The 21257-nt window shown below is 61.5% G+C and carries 13 protein-coding genes; 7 read left to right on the top strand and 6 right to left on the bottom strand.

Annotated elements, in window-relative coordinates; all coding sequences use genetic code 11:
* Positions 1-36: 36 nt before the first annotated feature.
* Complete coding sequence (locus tag HMPREF0326_RS11920) at positions 37-1122, bottom strand: glycosyltransferase family protein (protein WP_008685038.1); 1086 nt, start codon at positions 1120-1122, stop codon at positions 37-39.
* A 166-nt stretch (positions 1123-1288) separates the two neighbouring features.
* Here HMPREF0326_RS11920 and HMPREF0326_RS11915 point away from each other — a divergent pair, with 166 nt between their 5' ends.
* The 4 genes from HMPREF0326_RS11915 to HMPREF0326_RS11900 all read left to right on the top strand — a co-directional run bounded on the left by HMPREF0326_RS11915 (position 1289) and on the right by HMPREF0326_RS11900 (position 8654).
* Complete coding sequence (locus HMPREF0326_RS11915; RefSeq protein WP_008685039.1) at positions 1289-2311, top strand: glycosyltransferase; 1023 nt, start codon at positions 1289-1291, stop codon at positions 2309-2311.
* A gap of 266 nt (positions 2312-2577) precedes the next feature.
* Positions 2578-3168, top strand: a complete 591-nt coding sequence (locus HMPREF0326_RS11910) for a tetratricopeptide repeat protein (protein WP_008685040.1) — start codon at positions 2578-2580, stop codon at positions 3166-3168.
* 186 nt (positions 3169-3354) lie between these two features.
* The gene (locus HMPREF0326_RS11905) at positions 3355-4635 is read left to right on the top strand and encodes a metallophosphoesterase family protein (protein WP_009302263.1); all 1281 of its coding nucleotides are present in this window, start codon (positions 3355-3357) and stop codon (positions 4633-4635) included.
* Positions 4635-8654: an AAA family ATPase gene (locus HMPREF0326_RS11900; RefSeq protein ID WP_008685042.1), complete on the top strand. Its 4020-nt coding sequence runs from the start codon at positions 4635-4637 to the stop codon at positions 8652-8654. The genes HMPREF0326_RS11905 and HMPREF0326_RS11900 overlap by 1 nt, the downstream gene beginning before the upstream one ends.
* A gap of 61 nt (positions 8655-8715) precedes the next feature.
* Here HMPREF0326_RS11900 and HMPREF0326_RS11895 read toward each other — a convergent pair whose 3' ends face one another.
* Positions 8716-9657, bottom strand: coding sequence for a DMT family transporter (locus HMPREF0326_RS11895; protein ID WP_232221555.1), 942 nt, complete (start codon positions 9655-9657; stop codon positions 8716-8718).
* Positions 9658-9862: 205 nt separating this feature from the next.
* On the opposite strand from HMPREF0326_RS11895, the gene HMPREF0326_RS11890 reads away from it, so the two are divergent.
* Positions 9863-10249, top strand: a complete 387-nt coding sequence (locus HMPREF0326_RS11890; protein ID WP_232224960.1) for a squalene cyclase — start codon at positions 9863-9865, stop codon at positions 10247-10249.
* Between the two features lie 173 nt (positions 10250-10422).
* Positions 10423-12042, top strand: a complete 1620-nt coding sequence (locus HMPREF0326_RS11885; RefSeq protein ID WP_008685045.1) for an outer membrane homotrimeric porin — start codon at positions 10423-10425, stop codon at positions 12040-12042.
* 136 nt (positions 12043-12178) lie between these two features.
* Here HMPREF0326_RS11885 and HMPREF0326_RS11880 read toward each other — a convergent pair whose 3' ends face one another.
* The 3 genes from HMPREF0326_RS11880 to HMPREF0326_RS11870 form a co-directional block, all read right to left on the bottom strand.
* The gene (locus tag HMPREF0326_RS11880; protein ID WP_008685046.1) at positions 12179-13036 is read right to left on the bottom strand and encodes a DegT/DnrJ/EryC1/StrS family aminotransferase; all 858 of its coding nucleotides are present in this window, start codon (positions 13034-13036) and stop codon (positions 12179-12181) included.
* A gap of 73 nt (positions 13037-13109) precedes the next feature.
* The gene (locus tag HMPREF0326_RS11875; protein WP_008685047.1) at positions 13110-15269 is read right to left on the bottom strand and encodes a RelA/SpoT family protein; all 2160 of its coding nucleotides are present in this window, start codon (positions 15267-15269) and stop codon (positions 13110-13112) included.
* A gap of 167 nt (positions 15270-15436) precedes the next feature.
* Positions 15437-17122, bottom strand: a complete 1686-nt coding sequence (locus tag HMPREF0326_RS11870) for an ABC transporter substrate-binding protein (RefSeq protein ID WP_008685048.1) — start codon at positions 17120-17122, stop codon at positions 15437-15439.
* A 124-nt stretch (positions 17123-17246) separates the two neighbouring features.
* On the opposite strand from HMPREF0326_RS11870, the gene HMPREF0326_RS11865 reads away from it, so the two are divergent.
* Positions 17247-20504, top strand: coding sequence for a DEAD/DEAH box helicase (locus HMPREF0326_RS11865; protein ID WP_008685049.1), 3258 nt, complete (start codon positions 17247-17249; stop codon positions 20502-20504).
* Between the two features lie 187 nt (positions 20505-20691).
* Here HMPREF0326_RS11865 and tnpA read toward each other — a convergent pair whose 3' ends face one another.
* Positions 20692-21147 (bottom strand): IS200/IS605 family transposase, encoded by a 456-nt coding sequence (gene tnpA / locus HMPREF0326_RS11860; protein ID WP_008686514.1) that lies wholly within the window; start codon positions 21145-21147, stop codon positions 20692-20694.
* Between the last annotated feature and the right edge of the window lie 110 nt (positions 21148-21257).

Raw genomic sequence — 21257 nt, 5'->3', positions numbered from 1 at the left:
ATCAAGTTAAGAATTGGCACTCTCAAGGTTATTGCTCTATCCCTCCAGTACGGCCGGAGCGCCCTGCAGCGGCAGATTGCCGTGGCGGATGAAGTGGTCCACCAGGCCGAAAACCAGCTCGTTGCCGCAGAAGTTTCCCGCCGCGATGGCCGCCTTGAACTCCGGCAGCCGGGCTTCGAAGCGCCGCAGCAATTCCGGCTCCAGGCTGAGCATGTCCGCCCGCATGCCGTAGTTCAGGCGTTCCACATAGAGGGCGTTGAAACGCTGTTCCACCATGGCCTTGAGCGGCAGGGTCAGGATGGGTTTGCCCAGGTGCAGCGCCTCGCTCATCAGGGTGTGCCCGCCGCCCTGGATCACGTAGGAGCAGCCCTCCAGCAGCCGCAAAAATCCCTCTTCGCTCTTGCGCATGAAAACCACATTGCCCTCGCGGCCTTCCGTACGGCCATAGCCGTAAACATAACAGGTTTTGTCCGTGGCCGCGCGCAGAAAGTCCACCAGCTTCCGGTGGGTGGAATTGCTCTGATAGACCAGCACATGCCCTTCGTCGCGGGGATGGAGAGCCAGCACGCTGTCGCGCAGAATGGGCGGAGCCACGCGTGCCTTGTAGCGCGGGAGCACGGGCGGCGCGTAAAAGGAAATGATCAGGTTTTCCGCCGTGGGCCGGAACAGATAACGCGGAGTCAGGCCCTGCACGAAACTGTCCCACCACATATCCGGCGGCAGATTGTGGCGGCAGCAGGTGATGATATGCTGATGGTCCAGCGTCAGACAGGGCAGGCCCGCCTCTTCGGCGGCGCGCGGCACGAAATACTCCAGGTCGGTCATGCAGACGTCGGGCTTGAACTCGTCCATGAGCCGGAGCACCCGGTCGATATAACGTCGCCGGTGCCAAAGCAGAGGCACGGCACGGGTGACGGTGGCACCCAGATCCACCTTGTAGTTCTTGAACACCGTGCCCAGATTGGGCAGGCGCCGGACAGGAAATTCCGGCTCCAGGATTTTCGGGGCGTCATCGTCGGCCACAAAGAGAAATTCATGGCCGGAAAGCCGACGGGCAATGGTCAGGCCCCGCATGGCGTGCCCATGCCCGGTGCCGTGAATGCCGTAAAGTACGCGCGCCATGGTGCTCCTTTCTGTCGGATTTCGCGCGCAAGCCTACCAACGCGCCACAATCCAGTCAATGCGCTTCACGCGAGCATGCGCCCTTGACGCCTGCGGGCCTTCTTTCTACCATTTACGCTAACAGGCTTGAACGGCGCGCACAGCATGCGCTCGCAAAGGAGCAATAATGGAGCAGGACTTCCAGAGCCATCCGTCCGACGTCGCGCCGGTCTGCAACGTGACCATTCCGGTATTCAACCGCCCCGGCGCCACGCGGGAGACACTCCTTGCCCTGCGCCGGACCTCGCAGGAAGTGCCCTTTGACATCACAGTGGTGGACAACGGCAGCGATCCAGATCTGGTCGGCATGCTTCTGGAGTTCCGGGAGCGCGGCGTCATCGACCATCTTTTCCTCCTGCCCCGCAACATGGGCGTGGCCTGCGCCGCCAATGTGGGCTGGGAACTGGTGCCCGCGCCCATCTATATGAAGCTGGACAATGACACGGCCATGCGCCGGACGCGCTGGCTGCCCGGCCTGCTGGCTCTCTGGCGGCACGGCAGGCCGCAATCCAATCTGGGCGGAGCCTTCAATCTGGACATGCTGCGCCGCCATCCCGGCGCGACAGCCACGCCGGAAGGCATGCTGGGCGTGTGCCCCGGCAATCTGCCGGGCCAGGCCGTGCTGATCCCCAAAGCGGTTTCGGACGAACTGGGTTTCTGGAACGAGGAATACGGCCTTTACGGCGGCGAAGACGGCGATTACGGCCTGCGCATGAGCTGCGCGGGCTTTCCGCAGTATTACTACCACGGTCCGGATTATTTCGAAAATCTGCCCGAAGAGGACGCGCAGACCACCTACGCCGCCAGGGGTATCGACAAGCGGCGGCTGCATCGGGAGTTGGTGGTCACGGACAATCTGCTGCCGGGCAAACTCTTTCTGAACAAAATCCTCTATGCCTCGGGTGTGCGCTCGTTGAGACCCATGCGCCGCTATGAAATTCTCGATATTGCCGACGGCTGCCGGGTCAGTGTGGCCGAACGCAGGGAATACCGGGAATTCCGGCGGGATCTGGCTCCGCATCTGGCCGCCGTAAACCGCAGCTTCAAGGAACATCTCATGTCCTTCCGGCCGGATCCGGCCACGGCGCAGGCCCTCAAAGCCGGTCTGGCGCGGCACGGCCAGGATGGTCGGTCCGGCGGCGCGCCTTGAACACAGGACCGCGACTGTCCCGAGAGGCGGTTCCGCCACTTGCCCTCGGCGGGCGAATCCGGCATACTAGAGCGGATAAGCTTTAAGAATGTGCATTCTCAAAGTTTTTAAGACGTTCACTTCGGCGCTTAGTTATGCTGTCGTCATCCGCAAGGCGGCATAGCCGTCAACGGCTGACGCTCGCGACGGGCGCCTGCTCACGCAGCCGCCAGAGCAATTCCACTTTGAAATTGCTCTAATGAAAAAGGTCATTACGAAAATCCGTCATGAACGCACGCAAAATCCGCGAAAATCTGGGCCGTGCCAAGGCCAGCTGTCAGCGCCGTGACTTCCCGCGCGCCGTGTATCTGACCATCGCCGCCTTCAAGGAACTGGGCGGGCAGACCGCGCCCACGGACCTGCGCGGCGATTTCCGCAACGCCTTGACCGTGCTGACTTCGGATCCCCAGTATAAAAAAGAGTGCGGCCAGCCCCTGAGCTACCAGCCGGGCAAAGAACGCGAGCTGCTCATCTTTTTCATCAAATTGTACAAGGAACTGCGGGGCCAGGAAAACCAGGAGGATTACGAAACCACCCTCCAGCGCAAGCTCAATCTGGACCGCTGCATCAAGGAGGGCAAGCTGCTCCTGAACCAGGGCAAGGGCTCCGAAGCCGACGCCAGCTTTGCCGAGGCCCTCAAATACTATAAAAACGAATTTTCCGTCTTTTCCATGATGGCCAAAGCCATGCTTGAAGCGGGCGAATATGTCCGCGCCTTGGGGCATGTACGCAAAGGCCTCAAGGAACGCCCCGAAGACGCGGAATTGCTCCAACTGGCCGAGGAATGCCTGCGTCTGCGGGCCCAAGCCGGCAGATAGCCCGTCCCGCCATCCCCTTTCTTCTCCCACCGTTACAGCGAACTATTTTTCGTCATTGAAATATTCCGGAAAAATTCCGGGCAGATGGCCGTCGCGCTTGTCATAATGCTTGAAAAAGTCTAGATTTTTCACCGCTATTACTCCCTACATACGACCTTTTCATCATCCGCAAGCGAGGCTTTGCGCATGGACGCCATCCGCTACATCCACGCGGCCGATCTGCATCTGGACACGCCCTTTCAGGGCCTTTCGCGCGAGACCGCCCAGGGCGGCCATCTGGCGCGCCTGCTGCATGAAGCCACCTTCACGGCCCTGGAGCGCCTTTTCCGCTTCTGCGAGGCTGAAAAGCCAGATTTTCTGGTGCTGGCCGGCGATATCTACAATCAGGAAAACCACAGCGTCAAAGCCCAGCTCAAGTTGCGCGACGGCTGCGACCGTCTGAACAGACTGGGCATCCGCGTATTTCTGGCCCACGGCAATCACGACCCGCTGGACTCGCGCCTCAACGCCGTGGAATGGCCGGACAACGTCACGGTTTTCGGCCCGGAACCGGAACGGCATGTTCTGGAAAAAGACGGCCGACCGCTGGCCGTTATCCACGGCATCAGCCACGCCCGGGCCAGGGAGGGCCGCAATCTGGCCCGCCTGTTCGAACGCGACGCGCGGTATGACTGCTTCCAGCTGGGCGTGCTGCACTGCACGGTGGAAGGCGAGAGTAAGGCCGACCGCTACGCCCCCTGCTCCCTGGATGATCTCAAGGCCGGGGGTCTGGACGCCTGGGCCTTGGGGCACGTGCACGAGCGCCGCGTACTTTCGGAGACGCCCTTTGTCGCTTATCCCGGCAATGCTCAGGGCCTGCACGTCAATGAGCCGGGTCCGCGCGGCTGCCTGCTGGTCACGGTCGCGCCCAGAGGCGGTGCCTACGCCTGTGCCTCCACATTTCTGCGCCTGGGACCCGTGCAGTGGGAGAAGCTGGACCTGGACCTGGACGGCGTGGACCATCTGGACGAGGTGGAACGCCGCCTGAACCACTGCCTGGAGAAAGCGGCGGAAGCCGCCGATCCTGGCTGCGAGGCCCTTATGGCCCGCGTAACCCTGAGCGGACGCACCAGTCTGGATGCCCTGCTGCGTGACGCGGCCAATCAGGAGGATCTGGCCGAGCGCCTGCGCCATCTGAGTTCGGGCACGCCGGGAGTCTGGCTCAAGGACCTACGGGTGGAAACTCGTTCCCTTACGGAACGCTCCGAATACCTGCAGCGCGAGGATCTGCTGGGCGAAGCCATGCGTCTGGCCGAACGCATGCGCGAAAGCCGGGAAGTCCTGCAGGAAGTGGCCGGTCCGGCTCTGGCTCCGCTGTTCGGCCACAACCGTCTGCGCAAGGTGCTGGCCCAGCCCGACGAGACGCAAATGCAGGCCCTGCTGCAGGAGGCCGAACGCCTCTGCATGGATCTGCTGGAGGTCCGCTGATGTATATTGAATCCTTCCGCATCGACGGCTTCGGCATCTTTTCCGGCGTGCAGGTGGAGAATCTGCCGCCGGGCCTGTCCATTTTTCTGGGCCGGAATGAAGCGGGCAAATCCACCTGCCTGGAATTCCTGCGCTCCATGCTCACAGGCTACCCCGATCCCCGCAGCCGCGAGGCCAAACGCAGCTATGCGCCCCTGCGCGGCGGCCAGGCCGGAGGCAGCCTCGTGCTGCGCGCGGACGAGCGGGAACCCCTGCATCTGACGCGGCGGCCGGGTTCGGGCGGCGGCATGCTGACCCTGAGCGAGGCGGACGGCGGCATGCTGCCGCCCGAACTGTTGCGACAACTGCTCTTCGGCGTCAGCCGCGAGGTCTACCGCAATGTCTTCGGCTTCAGCCTGAGCGAGCTGGAGAGCTTTGAAAGCCTGAGCGCCGAGGGCGTGCGCAACGCCCTGTACGGCGCGAGCTTCGGCCCGGGCCTGCGCGCGCCCGGCGACGTGCTGAAGATCCTGGAACGGCAGGCCGAGGACATTTTCAAGAGCGGCGGCAGCAAACCGGCGCTCAACGCGGCCATCCGTCAACTGGAAGAGCTGCGCGGCAAAATCGAGGACGTGGCCGCGGAATGCGCGGGCTTTGACGGCCTGGCCCTGGAGCTCTCGCGCAAAAAAACGGCCTTGGCCGACCTGCGCCGCCATAAAAGCGAATTGGAAGAGGAGCGCCGCCTGCTGGAGCGCCGTCTGGGCGTCTGGCGGCAATGGGACGAATGGCGCATGGCCGGTGTCCGGCTGGAACGCCTGACCCCGGTGAGCGAAAGCTTTCCCGAAGACGGTCCGGCGCGCCTGGCCCGCGCCCAGCAGGCCCGCGAAACCTGCGAACGCCAGTTGGCCGCGCACCGGGAAAAACTGGCCCGCCTGCGCGAACGGCGCGACGCCGTACAGGTGAATCAGGCCCTGCTGGACGCCCTGCCCGAGCTGCGCCGTCTCTCCGAGCGCAAGAGCGGTTACCGCCAGGCCCAGAGCCTGCTGTCCGGCCAGGAGGACAATTGCCGCCGGGCCGAGGCGGATCTGAACCGTGAGCTGACCCGGCTGGGGCCCGGCTGGAGCTGCGAGCGCATCCGCACCACGGACCGCTCTCTCTTTGCCCGCGAAGATCTGGAAAAACAGGCCCGCGAAATGGCGGCGGCGGATTCGGCCCATCAGGCCGCCGTGGACGCTCTGACCAAGGCCAACCGCGATGTGGAATGCGCCGAGCGGGATGTGGCCGCGGCCCGAAACGCTCTGACCATGCTCCCCGCGCCCGTGGCCGCCCTGGACGACGAGGCCCGCGACGATCTGCGCCAGACCCTGGCCCGGCTGGAGGAAGACCGCCGCCAGTTGCCGGGCCGTCAGCGCGCTCTGCACAATGCGCGCACCACATTTGCACGAGCCTATGATCCTCTGCGCCTGGCGGCCCCAAGCGGGACATCCGGTAATGGCGACAATGGCGGCGGCAACGGCGGAACTTCCGCTCACAACGGACCGCGTGAGATTCTTGAGGGCCTGCTGGCTCGCCAGGAGGAAGCCCTGGCATTGGCCGGCGAGGTGCAGGAACGCCTGCGCGAGGCGGGTGAAGCCGCCCAGGCCGTGCAACAGGCCGGAGAACAGGTGGACGCGTTCAAGAACCGCATGGATGAATTGCGCGAGGCCCAGCGCCATGCCAGCGGCCCCAGCCGTGAGGCTCTGGACGCCCGCGCGGCGGCCCTGCGCTCTCTGCGGGCTCTGTCCGCCAGCATGGCTACAGAGCGCGAACGCCTTCAGGAGCTGGACAACAGGATCAACAGCGAACAGGCCCCCTCGCCGGTCAAAAGTCTGCCGCTGATCGTGGTCGGCGCGGCGCTCATCGCAACGGGTGTGGGCATTCTGCTGGCTTACTGGCGCTGGGGTTTGACCAGCTTCCCGCTCACGGATGCGCTGGCCCTGCCCGTCAGCCTCTGGTCCGGCTATCTGGTACTGGCCTGCGGCGTGGGCTTTCTGGCCGGGGGCCTGCCGCGCAGCGGTCCCGAAGCCAAGCGCCACCAGCGGGAAATGGCGCAATTGCAGAGCCGCCGCGAGACCTGCGCCCTGCACGTGGCCGAACTGGGCGAGCAGGCCCGCCAGCTCTGCGCCGCTGCGGGTGTGGAGAGTATGGATCTCGTCACCTTGGAAGCCACGGAAATGCTTCTGGAGCGCGAACGCGAGCAGTGTTTCAACGAAGAACGCTCCCTCCGGGACATGGAGGCGCTGCAACGCGAGATGGGCCTGGCCAAGACTCAGGTGGGCGTTCTGCAGGGCAAGGCCCACGAAATGGAAGGTGCTGTCCAGCAGACCCGCCGCCGCTGGCATGAGCTCATGCTGGCCCAGCGCGTCAGCAATGTGCCGTCGCCGGAAAGCGCGGCCGCCTTTTTCGCCAGGGCTGAATCCGCCCGTCTGGCTTTTGGCGGCGTGGCCGCCGCCGAAGCTGAACTGCGCGCCCTGGAGGACGATCTCCGCGGTCTGGAAGAGCGCATGCGCGCCGTGCCCGCCGTGGCCGAACGCCTGACGGAAGAGGCGGACTGCGCAGCTCTGGTGGAATGCGTGCGCCAAGTGCTGGAATCCTGCCGTGAGGCCGACGCCGCGCGTGAACAGCGCATCAAGGCGGCGGCCGCCCTCCAGAATCATGAAAACGAGCTGGAACGGGCGCAGAACCGCCAGAACGAGGCCTTGGAACACTTGCGCGCGGCGGAAGAACGTCTGGGAGCGGCCCGCGAGACCTGGAGCCGCTGCCTGAAGGGGCTCGGCCTGGGCGAGGATCTGGACCCGGAAACCGTGCGCGAAGCCCTCAAGTACATGGAAAACTGCCTGGCGGCCGAGTCGGCTCTGGAGCGTGCCCGCACCGAACTGGCACAAGGCCGCGCGGAACTGGCGGCCCTGCGCGAACCACTGGCGGCCCTGCTGGCCTCCCTGTCGCGGGATCCGCTTCAGGATGCGGACGCCGCTCCGGACTGGCTGGCCAGCCTGGACGCCGCCCTGGCCTCGGCCGAAAGCATGGCCCAGGCCCAGGACGAGCGCGCCCGCCTCTCCGGCCTGCTGGCCGAGGAGGAGGACGACGTGCGCGCGGGTGAGGCGGCCCTCGGCGAAGCCCGCAACAATGAGCGTAATTTGCTGGCTCTGGCCGGGGCGCGGGACGCCGAGGACTTTTTACGTCTGGCCGCCCTGCGCGACGAGCAGCGGGATCTGGCCCGCCGCCGTCAGGACCTGGAGGACGCCCTGCGTCTGGCCGCCGATACCCTGCCCTTGCCGGAATTTCTGGCCTCCTTCCGGGAAGAGGAACAGGAGAGCCAGGAAAAACGCAGCGCCGCCATTCAGGAAGAACTCAACGGCATCCAGGACGAGGAACAGGAGCTGGCCACCGCCGTGGCCGGTCTGAGCGCCAAGGTTACGGCCCTGGCCCGGACCGACGATCTGGCGGAACTGCGCCAGCAGGAAGCACTGCTGCTGGAAAGCATGGAGCGTATGGCTCTGGCCTGGAGCCGTCGGGCCCTGGCCCGCGAAATCCTGCTCAACGCCAAGCGCATTTTTGAGCGCGAGCGCCAGCCGGAGGTCATCCGCCAGGCCTCGGACATCTTCGCCCGCATCACGGGCCGCCGCTGGCGGGGCATCAGCGCCTCGCTGGAAAATTCGAGCCTGAGCATTTTGCCCGACCAGGGCGAACCGATGCCGCCGGAATCCTTGAGCCGCGGCACGCAGGAACAGGCCTATCTGGCCCTGCGCCTGGCCTACATCAAAAACCACGCGGCCCATGCCGCGCCCCTGCCCGTGATCATGGACGAGGTGCTGGTCAACTTCGATCCGGAACGGGCCGAACGCACAGCGCGGGCCTTCGCGGAACTGGCCGACGGCAAGGAAGGCCCGGCTCATCAGCTGCTCTACTTCACCTGCCAGCCGCATATGGTGGATGTGCTGCGCGCCGCCGCGCCGGGCGCGGCCCTGTTTACCGTGGAAAACGGCGGCATCACGGCGGGATAAGCCGCAAGCCCAAGGATACATAAAAAACACGAGCCGGTTGCATACGCGACCGGCTCGCTTTTTATGCCTGCATGCGCTGACGCGCCGCCCTGTAGTGGGCTCTGCGTCGGACATTGCGGCGGTGCAGGATCTGCCGCGCCTGGGTAAGCAGATAAACGCCGGACAAAATGCCCCCCGCTCCGAAGCATTCCTGCCAGTAAAAATCCTCATCCAGCACGATCACACCCGCCGCCACGCCCACCAGGGGCATGATGTTCAGAAAAACGGCGGCCAAGCTGGCCCCGACCATCTTGACGCCGAGATTCCAGAAAACCATGGCGCAAACTCCGCCCATCCAGATAATATAGGCCATATAGGCCATTCCCGCCGGGGACAGCGGCGCGTAGTGCAGTTCATCCGTGATCAGGCCGTAGACCAGGGTGGTCAGCGCCCCGAACACGCCGGCCCAGGCCGTTGTGCCCAGTGCCGAAAGATGGTGCATGACCCGGAAGCCGATCAGCATATACGCGGCCCAGCCCAACTGGGCGAAGAAAAAAAGCAGATCGCCGTAATTGAAGGAAATCCGCAGCAGGATCGCCAGCGAGCCCTTGCTGATGAGCACCAGGACGCCCAAAAGGGAAATGACAATGCCCAGCCACTGGATGGGCAAAAGCCGCTCACGCAGAAAAAGCACGGCCAACAGGGCCGTGACCGCCGGTGTGGTGGAGGCGATCAGGGTGGCATTGCCCACAGTGGAATACTGCAGGCCGGTGAACTGGGCCACATTGTTCACGGCCACGCCGCATACGCCCATGCAAAAGAGCGGAAAGAGCGCCGAGAGAGGGGGCAGCAAAGGCGTTCTGTGCCGCCAGCGCATGATCAGAAAAATAGTGGCGCTGATCAGCACGAAGCGCACCACGGTCAGGCTCACCGGCGTGATTTCGCGCACGGCCAGTTTGATGAAAAGCGGCTGGATGCCCCAAATGGCGGCGGTCAGGGCCAGAAGGCCGTAAAATTTCCCCACTGCTTGTCGCCGTCGGTTCATGCTCTGCTCTCGAGGTAAGAAGGATCGGCGCAGTTTGCGTCAAATTCCACGCAAATGCCATCCGTATATATAATTTTTTTTGAAAACGAATTTCAATTCTATTGACAGGAATCCCGACCTGTGCAAAAGTCAGCCATCCACACATGCAACGCGGAGAAAAAATATGGATTCTGCCTGCACAGCCGTGCAATCTTTGGATGTCAGCCACAGGTTCAGCCATGACAATCTTCACATCCGCTTTAATTCACGTTTTGATCCACCGCAAGCCAGTGTCTTGATAAATCTTCTGCAACGCTACTATCAATCATGCAAGCGTATTTTCATTGATGTCCGTGAGGTTGAACAGCCGAACCCTGTCGCAGCCGCCGCGCTCAAGGCCGCTTTTCTGCATGCCGATTACGAGCCGCAACAAATTGTTTTCAAGGGCAACAGCGGCTTTGCGCTGGCGGTCAGCGGCAACAAGGTGCTGCTTGTGCCGGAAAAGAAGCCTGAAGGGCACGTCTGCCGGGGTAACTGCGCGCACTGCCGTTGCGGGCACAAGAAGGCGCGTTCCGAGTCCAAGACCGCGTAATATCCGCCCCGGAAAGGATTGGGGCTTTTCCCGGGCGGATTGTGGGAAATAATTATTGTTACATTTTATAAAATCGTGTTATTGTTATAAACGCAACAACGCTGCCGGGTCCGGACAGCCAAGGGAAGCGCCGGAAGGCGGGCGGCATAAACCATAGCCCTGAGGAGAGAGGCATGAGCAAAGAAAGGAAAAATCCGGGAAGGTTCAAGAAACAGTGCATGGTGGCCCTGCTGGCCGCAGGCCTGTTTCTGGGCGCGACGGGGAGCGCCAAGGCCATTGATTTCAAGGCCCAAGGCGAATGGCTGGTGGGCTTCGGCGCCGGCGACGACTCGCTGATCAGCAAAATGAATGACAAAGGCGCCAGCAAACAGAAGGCTGACAGCGACGACAAGTTCGCCGCCGCACAGCGCGTCCGTCTGCAGATCGACGCGGTGGCTTCCGAAGCCCTGTCCGGCACCGTTTTCTTTGAGATCGGCGACCAGACCTGGGGCAAGGCTGACGAAGGCGGCGCACTGGGCGCGGACGGCAACGGTGTTATCAAGCTGAAGAACGCCTATATCGACTGGATGGTGCCCCAGACCGACCTGAAGCTCCGCATGGGCCTTCAGGCCGTGGCCCTGCCCAACGTGGCCGGCGGCTCCGCCGTCATGGACGGCGATGTGGCCGCCGTTGTGGCCAACTACAAGTTCAACGAGAACGTGGGGCTCACCGCCCTCTGGATGCGCCCGGTCAACGATAACTACTCGGGCTGGCTGGATGCCAATGACAATCGCCGGGAAGCAAATTACCTGGACAACATCGACCTCTTCGCCCTGAGCCTGCCGCTGACCTTCGACGGTTTTGAAATCACGCCTTGGGTCATGTACGGCATGATGGGCAAGAACGCTCTGGACGGCCTGGATGCCGACGACAATAGCAACCCCTGGTCCCGGCCCGGCAGAGCCGGGAGTAACCAGTGGGGCACAGCGGACGGCGCTCTGAGTTATACCCTTAACGGACTGTATCCGGGCTTCAATCACAATGGTCTGGGGAGCACCAGCAAGGCCTACGGTTCCATGTTCTGGGCCGGCCTGCCCATCGCCATCACGGCTCTGGATCCCTGGAACTTTGAGCTGGATCTGAATTACGGCTACGTGGAAGCCATGGGCCGCTTTGACGTGGAAAAACGCTTCGGCTCCGGCGACTGGAAGCGCGGCAGCACCGAGCGTCAGGGCTTCCTGGCCAAGGCCCTCGTTGAATATAAGATGGAATGGGGTGTTCCCGGCATCTTCGGCTGGTACGCATCGGGCGACGACGGCGACGTGAAAAACGGTTCCGAACGCATGCCTTCCATTGCGGCCGCGGGCAACTTCACCTCCTTCATGGGCGACGGCAACTTGGCCTGGGCCCCCAATGGGGCATGGTATGACCGCGATCTGAGCTACGCGGGCACCTGGGGCGTGGGTCTGCAGATCCGTGATATGAGCTTTGTGGAAGATCTCAAACACACTTTCCGCGTGGCCTACTGGGGCGGCACCAACAGTCCCTCCATGGTCAAGTACATGGACAGCTCCACGGCCTGGAGCTCCGGTTACGGCACCAACGACGGCCCGTATCTGACCACCAACGACGGCCTGCTGGAATTCAACCTGGTCAACTCCTGGCAGATCTACGAAAACCTGGAAGCCAACCTGGAACTGGGCTACATCGTCAACATGATTGACGACGATACCTGGAAGAAAGGCTATATGCCAGACTCCTACGAGAAGCAGGACGCCTGGAAAGCCCAACTCGTCTTTGCCTATACCTTCTAGAGCAGTTCATGCCTTACATGTTCCGGTAAACGGTTAACGCCCCTCTACGTGTGCGATTCCTTCCCGCGCACAAACATAAGGCCGTCCCACGGGGGGACGGCCTTATGCGTTGGAAGATATCTGCCGAGGTCACTGTTTACAACTGCCGCAAGACAATATCCGAAATGTTTTCGACCTGTTCAGGCGTCAGCTCGGCATACAGCGGCAAACAGAGCACACGACGGGCCAGATCCTCGGCTTGAGGGCAGCGGACGCGGGACACAGGAGGCAGATAGGAGAGTTCCGTCAACGCGGGGTAAAAATAACGCCGGGGATGGATATGTTTTGCCTCCAGCGCGGTTTTGACTCGCAACAACTGAGTTTCGTCTTCGAAAATTATCGGATAGTAAGCGTAATTGTAGGACAAGCCGGAGGCTAGACGGGGTCGCCGCAGGCGCCCCCGCGCCGCTGTTGACGTCAACAGCGCATCATAGCGCGTGCAGATTTCCTCCCGCAGGCGGATGTTTTCCGCCAACAAGGGCAACAGGCAGAGCCCCATGGCAGCATGCAGTTCCGACATTTTAGCATTGATGCCCAAGGTCAGGTGCTCGTCGCCGATATGGCCGAAGGCGCGCAACAGCTCCACGCGGCGTTGGTCCTCTATGTTGTGAGTCACCAAACAACCGCCTTCCACCGTATGGAAGAGCTTGGTGGCGTGGAAGCTGCATGCCGCGTAATTCCCGAACTCAAGCAGGGTGTGCCCATTGAGCGTCGAACCGAAAGCATGGGCCGCGTCATACATGCAGGTCAGGCCGCGCTCTATACAGAGCCGCTCCAGCCTATCCACATCACAGGCATTGCCGTAGACGTGCACCGGCAGCAGGCCCGCCACGTCAGGATGCACGTCCAAGGCCTCCTCCACCGCCTCCGGCGCCAAACAGAGCGTATCGGGATCAATATCCGCGAAAACGGGCGTGCAGCCCTCCCATAACAGAATAAGGGTTGCATAGATCAACAGTCATATTGCTAAAGAGGAATGTGCTTATAATACCTATAATCTCAAAGAAAAGAATGCACTTTACTTTTCCTCACACATCCTCAGTGTCGCGCACCACTTCCAGGATGGACGGCAGGGCGCGGATGGCCTCGATGAGCTGGTAGAGCTGTGTAGCGTCGCGCACTTCCACGGTAAAGCGCAGCTTGGCGCGGCCGTCCACCATATTGTCCATGTTCAGGCCGGTGATGTTCACATTGTTTTTGGCCAGGACCTGGGCCACTTCCGCCAGCACGCCCTGCACGTTTTTGGCAATGATGAAGATACCGGCTTCGTAGGGTTTTTCCTCCGCGCCGTCCCAGTGCACGGAGATCAGGCGCTCCGGCTCCATATTGGCCACATTGGGGCAGTCCGCCCGGTGCACGCTGACGCCCATGCCCCGGCTGATATAGCCGATGATGGGGTCGCCCGGCACAGGGTTACAGCATTTGGCGAAGCGCATCAACACGCCGTCCACGCCGGAAATGCCCACGCCCTCGGTCTTGCGGACGGCCTCTTCCTTGCTCTCCTTGACGCTGGGGGCCGCGGGCGCGGCCGGGGCGGCCTCATTGGGGTGGAGCACGGCATAGAGGCGGTTCAAAATCTTGCGCGGAGTCAAATGGGCGTAACCCACGGCGGCGATCAGGTCGTCCACGCTTTCGAAATTCATTTCCTGGGCCACCAAGGCCAGATGACCTTCCTTGAGGGCCTTGCCCACATTGAGGCTGACCTTGCGGCCTTCTTTCTCCAGCATGTCGCGGCCCAAGGCCACGGCATGGGCCCGCTCCTCCGTGCGCAAATAGCGCTGAATGCGGCTGCGGGCCTTGGCGGTCTTGACCAGCTTGAGCCAGTCCCGGTTGGGATTGCGCGCCGGGTCCGTGACGATTTCCACGATATCGCCGTTTTTCAGCTCCGTGCTCAGAGGCATGAGCCGCCCGTTGACCTTGGCCCCGGCGCAGTGCTGGCCCACCTTGGTGTGGATCAGAAAGGCGAAATCCAAGGGCGTGGCTCCCTCGGGCAGCTCCTTGACGTCCCCGGCCGGGGTGTAGACGTAGACCTCGTCCTTGAAGAGGTCCATTTTCAGCGCGTGCATGAATTCGCGCGAGTCCGTCTCGTCGCCCTGGCGTTCAAAAATTTCCCGCAACCAGGAGAACTGCTCCAGATCCTTGCTGTTGACCCGGCCTTTTTCCTTGTACAGCCAGTGCGCGGCCACGCCGTGCTCGGCCTGGCGGTGCATGTCCTCGGTGCGGATCTGAATTTCGATGCGCTCGCCCTCGGGCCCGATGACCGTGGTGTGCAGGCTCTGGTAGCCGTTGGCCTTGGGCATGGAAATATAGTCTTTGAAGCGCCCGTGCACGGGCCGCCACTGCGAGTGCACCAGGCCGAGCACCGCGTAACAATCCTTAATGTCCTTGACCAGCACGCGGAAGGCCATGATGTCGTGCATTTCATCCAGGGTCAGGGACTGGGACTGCATTTTCTTGTAAATACTGTACTTGTGCTTGATGCGGCCGTAGACTTGGCCCTGAATATGGTTGGAAGCCAGCAGATCCTGGATCAGCCCCACCACCTTGTCGATGATGTGCTTTTCCACCACCTGATGCTTGTCCAGCCAGTGGTCGATCTGGTTGAAAACATCCGGCCGCAGATATTTGAAGCTCAGGTCCTCCAGGTTGCGCTTGAGCATATAGAGGCCCAGGCGGTTGGCCAGGGGCGCGTAGATGTCCATGGTTTCCTGGGCGATGCGCTTCTGCTTGTGGGCTTTCTGGAAATCCAGGGTGCTCATGTTGTGCTGGCGGTCGGCCAGCTTGACCATCAGCACGCGCATGTCATGGCTCATGGCCAGGATCATCTTGCGGATATTCTCGGCCTGGGCTTCCTCCTTGTTTTCAAACGGGATCATGCTGATTTTGGTGACCCCGTCCACAATGTCGGCCACTTCCTCACCGAAATTCTCGTCTATCTCCTCAATGGTGGCCTTGGTGTCCTCCACGGTGTCATGCAGCAGGCCCGCGGCCACCGTGGGCTCGTCAAAGCCCATTTCCGCCAGGGTGTCGGCCACGGCCAGGGGATGGGAGAGGTAGGGCTCGCCGGAAAGGCGTGTCTGCCCGGCGTGGGCCGTGGCGGCGAACACATAGGCCTTCTGGATCAGCTCCAGATCTGCGTTCTGGTTGTTGGCCGCCACTTTGTCGAGAATTTCCTGAATGCGGATCATGGGTCAGCCCTGCCAAGCTGTGAAAAATGAGCGGGATGAGACACTTTTTTGACTATGTTCCGACAAGAGCGGCCTTGTCAACGGCGGAAAAGCCCCGGCCGCGCCCGGCCCGCGCGTCTGGCCTCGCGGTCGCGGACAGCCCGCCGCAACCCGCCTGCCGGTCGCCCCTACTCCACCACCTCATAGCGCTGCAAGGCCTTGGGCACCCACCACTTGTCGAAATTGTACATGATTCCGGCCAAAGCCGGTTTGATGCCCATGAAGCGCCGCTGCACCACGGGCAGGGCGTAAGGCACGAACAAAAAGCAGTAGGGCTGGTCATCGGCCAGGATTTCCTGGGCCCGCGCGTACAGCCGCGTGCGCACGGCCTGGTCCGGCGTGGAGCGCGCCTCTTCCAGCAGGCGGTCCAGCTCCGGGTTCTTGTAGTGGGTAAAATTCAGGCCGCCGTCATGGGCCTGCGAGGAATGCCAGACCTGAAAGATGTCCGGGTCCTGGGTGATGGTCCAGCCCAGAATCACAGCGTCGAAACGGCCCTTGTTCACGAATTCGCGGATAAAGGCCGCCCACTCCACAGTGCGGATGCGCACGTCGATGCCCACGGCCCGGAGCTGGGACTGGATCACCGTGGCCGTGAGAATACGCTGCTCATTGCCCTGATTGGTCAGAATGGTGAAGGCCAGGGGCCTGCCGTCCTTGGTCAGCACGTTGTCGCCGCCCGTATCCCTGAAACCGGCCTCGTCCAGCAGGGCGCGGGCCGCCGCCACATTCTGCGCCACGGGCTTGAGCGTGGGATGATAGGCCCAGGAGCCGGGCTTGAACGGCCCGAAGGCGGGCACGCCCTGCCCCAGCAATACGCCCTTCACGATTTCGTCGCGGTTGATGGCCATGGATATGGCCCGGCGCACCCGCACATCCTTAAAGAAGGGATGCTCCAGGTTGAAACCCAGAAAAACATAGACCGAGGCCAGGTAGCGGTATTTATGAAACTGCTCCTCCCAGAGCGGGCCGGAGGTCTGGCGCAGATACTGCAGGGGGCTCAGGTCCATGACGTCCAGGCGGCCCGCGCGGGTTTCCATGAACATGGTGGCGCTGTCCGGAATAATCCGGTAGACCACTTCGCTGATGTGGGGCTTGCCGTCGAAATAGGTGGGCGAGGCCGTGAGCGTGATGCGGCTGCCCGGTTCCCAGGATTTCAGGCGGTAGGGCCCGGCTCCCACGGGTTTGCGGGCAAAGGGGGTTTCACGGATATTCTGCCCTTCCAGAATGTGTTTGGGCAGAATGGGGCTCATCCAGGAGGAAACGGCCCTGGCGAAGAACTGCTCGTAACGCACCTCAAACGTATAGCGGTCCAGCACGCGCAATTCCTTGATCCGCAGAAAATCCTCGGCATAGGGGCTGCCCGTGGCCGGGTCAATGACCAGCTTATAGGTAAAGGCCACGTCCTCGGCGGTGAGTTCCTGCCCGTCCTCCCACAGAATGCCCTTGCGCAGGGTGAAGCGCATCAGCCGTCCGCCCTCTTCCATGCTCCAGGATTCGGCGGCCCAGGGCTCGGGCTGCAAATCCTTGTTGTAGCGCAACGGGGCCACATAGAGCATGTCGGCCACTTCATGCGAGGCCGAATCCGAGGTCAGGTAGGGGATCAGATTGGAGGCCTCGCCGATGCTGCCGAAGAGAATGCGGTCGCCGTAGGCCGGGGATTCGCCCTTGCCGGAAGACGAAACATGGGGCGCGTCCTCCATCGGCATGTCCTGCGACGGGTCTTCCGCCGCTGTTGCGGAACGGGCCGCCGACGGATTGAGGGCCGCCAGCCAGGGCAGCATCATGACCATCGCGGTCAGGAATATTTTTTTCATAATTTGCGCGCTTGCGGTTGCTTTCATCCTGTAACCTGTGCTAGTTGTCACAAATGTCAGAACAGCGCCCTGCGTCAGGCGGCTCCGGGGGGAACGCCCGGCGCGGGACTATCTTGAGGGATGCATGAGCCGATCAGAACAAAGCGTCGTCCGTGAAATGTGTCAGGCGTTTTTGCACGACAGCGTGCCGGAATATATCCGTGACGCCGCCTACTATATCCTGTCCGAAGGCGGGGTGCAAAAAATAAATATTCAGGAAGGCGAGACCTGGGACGTGCAGGGCGTGATCCAGGGGGAAGATCTCCAGGTCTATACGCCGAGCCTGAGTTTCACCATCACGGACCGCAGCACGCGCCACCAGTGCAACTGCTCGGACGCCTTCACCGGCATCTGCCGGCATGTGGCGGCTCTGGCCCTGCGCCTCATTGAAGAGCTACGCAAGGAACAGGGCGACCCCGAGGAAACCCCGTCGCCCACCACGGACTGGAAGCAGAGCTTCCGGAATTTCTTCTCCACGGACATGGAACCCGAGCCGGGCCGCCATTACCTGATCTTCCGTTTCGCGCCGGAGCAGGGGCGGCTGCTGGTTTCCTTTTTCCGGGGCAGGCAGAACAAATCCGGACTGTCCAGCGTGCACAACGAAGTGACCCTGGAGCAGATCATCCAGAACCCGGACTGGTGCGAATTTTCGCCCCAGCTGCCGCATGTGGCCCGCCAGATCGGCCAGCATCTCGACTATTACGGCCATCGGGTGGAAATCCCCGACGGCCTGACCTCCTGGTTTTTCTGGTCCGTGCGCAAGGAATATTACCTGCTCTGGAAGGATACGGACAAACCCTGCCGCATCGAAAGCACGCCCTTCGCCCTCAAGCTCAAGCCCAATCTGGACGATGCGGGTTTCAGCTTTGAAGTGCTGCTGAAACGCGAAGGCCGCCCGCCTCTGCCCATCCGCGCGGGCAATTCCGCCGGGCAGGGCGTCTCCGGGCAAGCCAACCTGGAGGACGCGCCCATCACCTTTCACGGCCAGATGCCGCTCTGGGTCTGCTACCAGCACAATTTCTACCCCGTGCAGACCGGGCTTTACCCGTCCCTGGTGCGCAACCTGATTTACGAGCGCCCGGTGGTGCCGCATGAGGAAATCTCGGAATTCCTGGACCGCGTCTGGACCCGCCTGCCCGCCTCGGAACTCTACGAGCCGCAGGAATTCCTCAAGCTCATGGAGCCGGTTTTCCAGCCCGCCACCTACAATCCCAAGCTCTTTCTGGACGAGGAAGGCAGCCTGCTGACCTTGGAAATCGACAACATCTACGAAACCAAGCACGGCGAATTCACGCTCAACGGGCCCAACCCGGATTTCCAGACCGGCAGCTACAGCTATGAAGGCCAGACCTGCCTGGTGCGCCGCCATCAGGAGGAGGAAGCCCAGCTCATGAACGAGCTTTCCGGCATGGACTTCCAGGCCCGTTCCAGCAAACTCTGGTTTCTGGAGCCGGAGGAAGCCATTGCCTTTCTGCTCGACTCCTACCCCAAGCTGGTGGAAAGCTACCGGGTCTACGGCGAACGCGCCCTCTCGCGCTACAAGATGCGCACGGCCAAGTCCACCATCACGGCCCAGGTGACCAGCAACGAAAAAGAAAAGTGGTTTTCCCTGGACATCAGCGTGGACTACGAGGGCCAGACCCTGCCCCTGGAAAAGATCTGGAAGGCTTGGTCGCGCGGCAAACGCTATGTGCAGCTCAAGGACGGCTCCTACACAAGCCTGCCCGAAGCCTGGCTGGAAAAGCTCTCGCACAAGCTCACGGCCCTGGGCCTGGACCCCAGCAAGCCCCCGCAGCAGAAATTCAAGCAGTTCGAGGCCCCGGTGCTGGACAGCCTGCTGGAAGACCTGCCCGGCGCGGCCACGGATTCCTTCTGGAACAATTTGCGCGAGAAAATCCGCTCCTTCCGCGAGGTGCGGCCCATCGACCCGCCCAAGGGCCTCGACGCCAATCTGCGCGCCTACCAGGCGCAGGGCCTGTCTTACCTGAACTTCCTTTCGGAATACGGCTTCGGCGGCATCCTGGCCGACGAAATGGGCCTGGGCAAGACCGTGCAGACCCTGGCCTTTATCCAGTACATGGTGGAAAGCCATTACGAAGGCCCCAACCTCATCGTGGTGCCCACCTCGGTGCTGCCCAACTGGGAGCGCGAAGCGGAGAAATTCGTGCCCGGCCTCAAGCGCCTGACCATCTACGGCACGCGGCGCGAGGGCATGTTCAAGCACATCGCGGGCTCGGACCTGGTCATCACCACCTACGCGCTGCTGCGGCGCGACCTGGAGGAGATGGAAAAGTACGAGTTCAACACCGTGATTCTGGACGAAGCCCAGAACATCAAAAATCCCAACACCATCACGGCCCGCGCCGTGCGCCGGATCAACGCCCGCATGCGGTTGTGCCTCTCGGGCACGCCCATTGAGAACAATCTCTTCGAGCTCTGGTCCCTGTTCGAGTTCCTGATGCCCGGCTTCCTGGGCTCGCAGCACGCCTTCCAGCGCGGCATCGTCAAGCCCATCAAGGACGGCGACGCCGAAACCCTGGATTATCTGCGCACCCGCGTGCGGCCCTTTATCCTGCGCCGCACCAAGGCCGAGGTGGCCAAAGACCTGCCGCCCAAGGTGGAAAGCGTCACCTGCTGCGCCCTGGAAGAAGCCCAGGCCGAGCTCTACGCAGCCCTGGCCCGCAAGCTGCGCGCCCAGGTGCTGGCCGATGTGGACCAGAAAGGCCTGGCCAAAAGCCAGATGTCCATTCTGGACGCCCTGCTCAAGCTGCGCCAGATCTGCTGCCACCCGCGCCTGCTCAAGATGGACCTGCCCGGCTTTTCCAATAATCTGCCCTCGGGCAAGTTCGACGCCTTCAAGGACATGGTCCTGGAAATAGTGGAAGGCGGGCACAAGGTGCTGGTCTTCTCCCAGTTCGTGCAGATGCTGCAAATCATCAAGCAGTGGCTGGAATTCTCCCAGGTGCCCTTCTGCTACCTGGACGGAGCCAGCAAGGACCGCTTTGATCAGGTGGACCGCTTCAACAACAGCCCGGACATTCCCATTTTCCTGATCTCGCTCAAGGCGGGCGGCACGGGCCTGAACCTGACCTCCGCCGACTACGTCATCCACTACGACCCGTGGTGGAACCCGGCCGTGGAAAGCCAGGCCACGGACCGCACCCACCGCATCGGCCAGACCCGCCAGGTCTTTTCCTACAAGCTGATCTGCCAGAACACGGTGGAGGAAAAGATCCTCAAGCTGCAGGAAGCCAAGCGCGGCGTGGCCGAAGCCATTATTCCGGGCCAGGACACCTGGAAGTCGCTGACCAGGGAAGATCTGGAAATGCTCTTCGAAGTTTAGGAGCCGACTCTGAAAAACGCTGTCAGCAGGTCGACATTTGTAAGGCTGACGCTGCCCTCAGGCCGCAAAATCAAAACCACCCGCATAGCGGGTGGTTTGCTCCAGCCCTATAAGGGCTTGTTACCGGCCAGCGTCTAAAGGCGCTGGCTTTCACTTTGTTCAAGCCCAGTGCCCTTGCCGCTTTGGCTTACCCCTGGAAGGGGTTTTGGTATTCTCGGGTACTTACTCGATCTTGCAGAATATCATGCTTCTCTTGCTGCTGAATGTATTTTTTGACCGTTACCTCATTGAGTCCTACCGTACTGACGAAATATCCTTCCGCCCAGAATTTCCTATTGCCAAATTTGTACTTCAGGTTTGCATGCTTATCGAAAATCATCAATGAGCTTTTTCCTTTCAGGTACCCCATGAAACTTGATACACTGATTTTTGGAGGAATACTCACCAGCATGTGCACATGATCCGGCATGAGATGGCCCTCGATAATTTCAACACCTTTATATTTGCATAAGTCCTTAAGAATTTCTCCGATACTTTCTCGAATGTTGGCAAATATTATTTTCCGCCTGTATTTTGGAGAAAAGACAATGTGATACTTGCACAACCATTTTGTGTGGGCTAAACTTTGAACTCGAGTTCCCATATAAAAACACCTTTCCCTTAAAAATTACGATGGGCTTGAACAACTCTATCGTATGGGAAAGGTGTTTTTTGTATAACAAATTATTTCCACCCGCATAGCGGGTGGATTTC

It is taken from the genome of Desulfovibrio sp. 3_1_syn3 (assembly GCF_000145315.2).
In the GTDB taxonomy this organism is placed as follows: domain Bacteria; phylum Desulfobacterota; class Desulfovibrionia; order Desulfovibrionales; family Desulfovibrionaceae; genus Desulfovibrio; species Desulfovibrio fairfieldensis.
The sequence above is the reverse complement of the archived record's forward strand: the minus strand, read 5'-3'. Positions and strand labels throughout refer to the sequence as shown.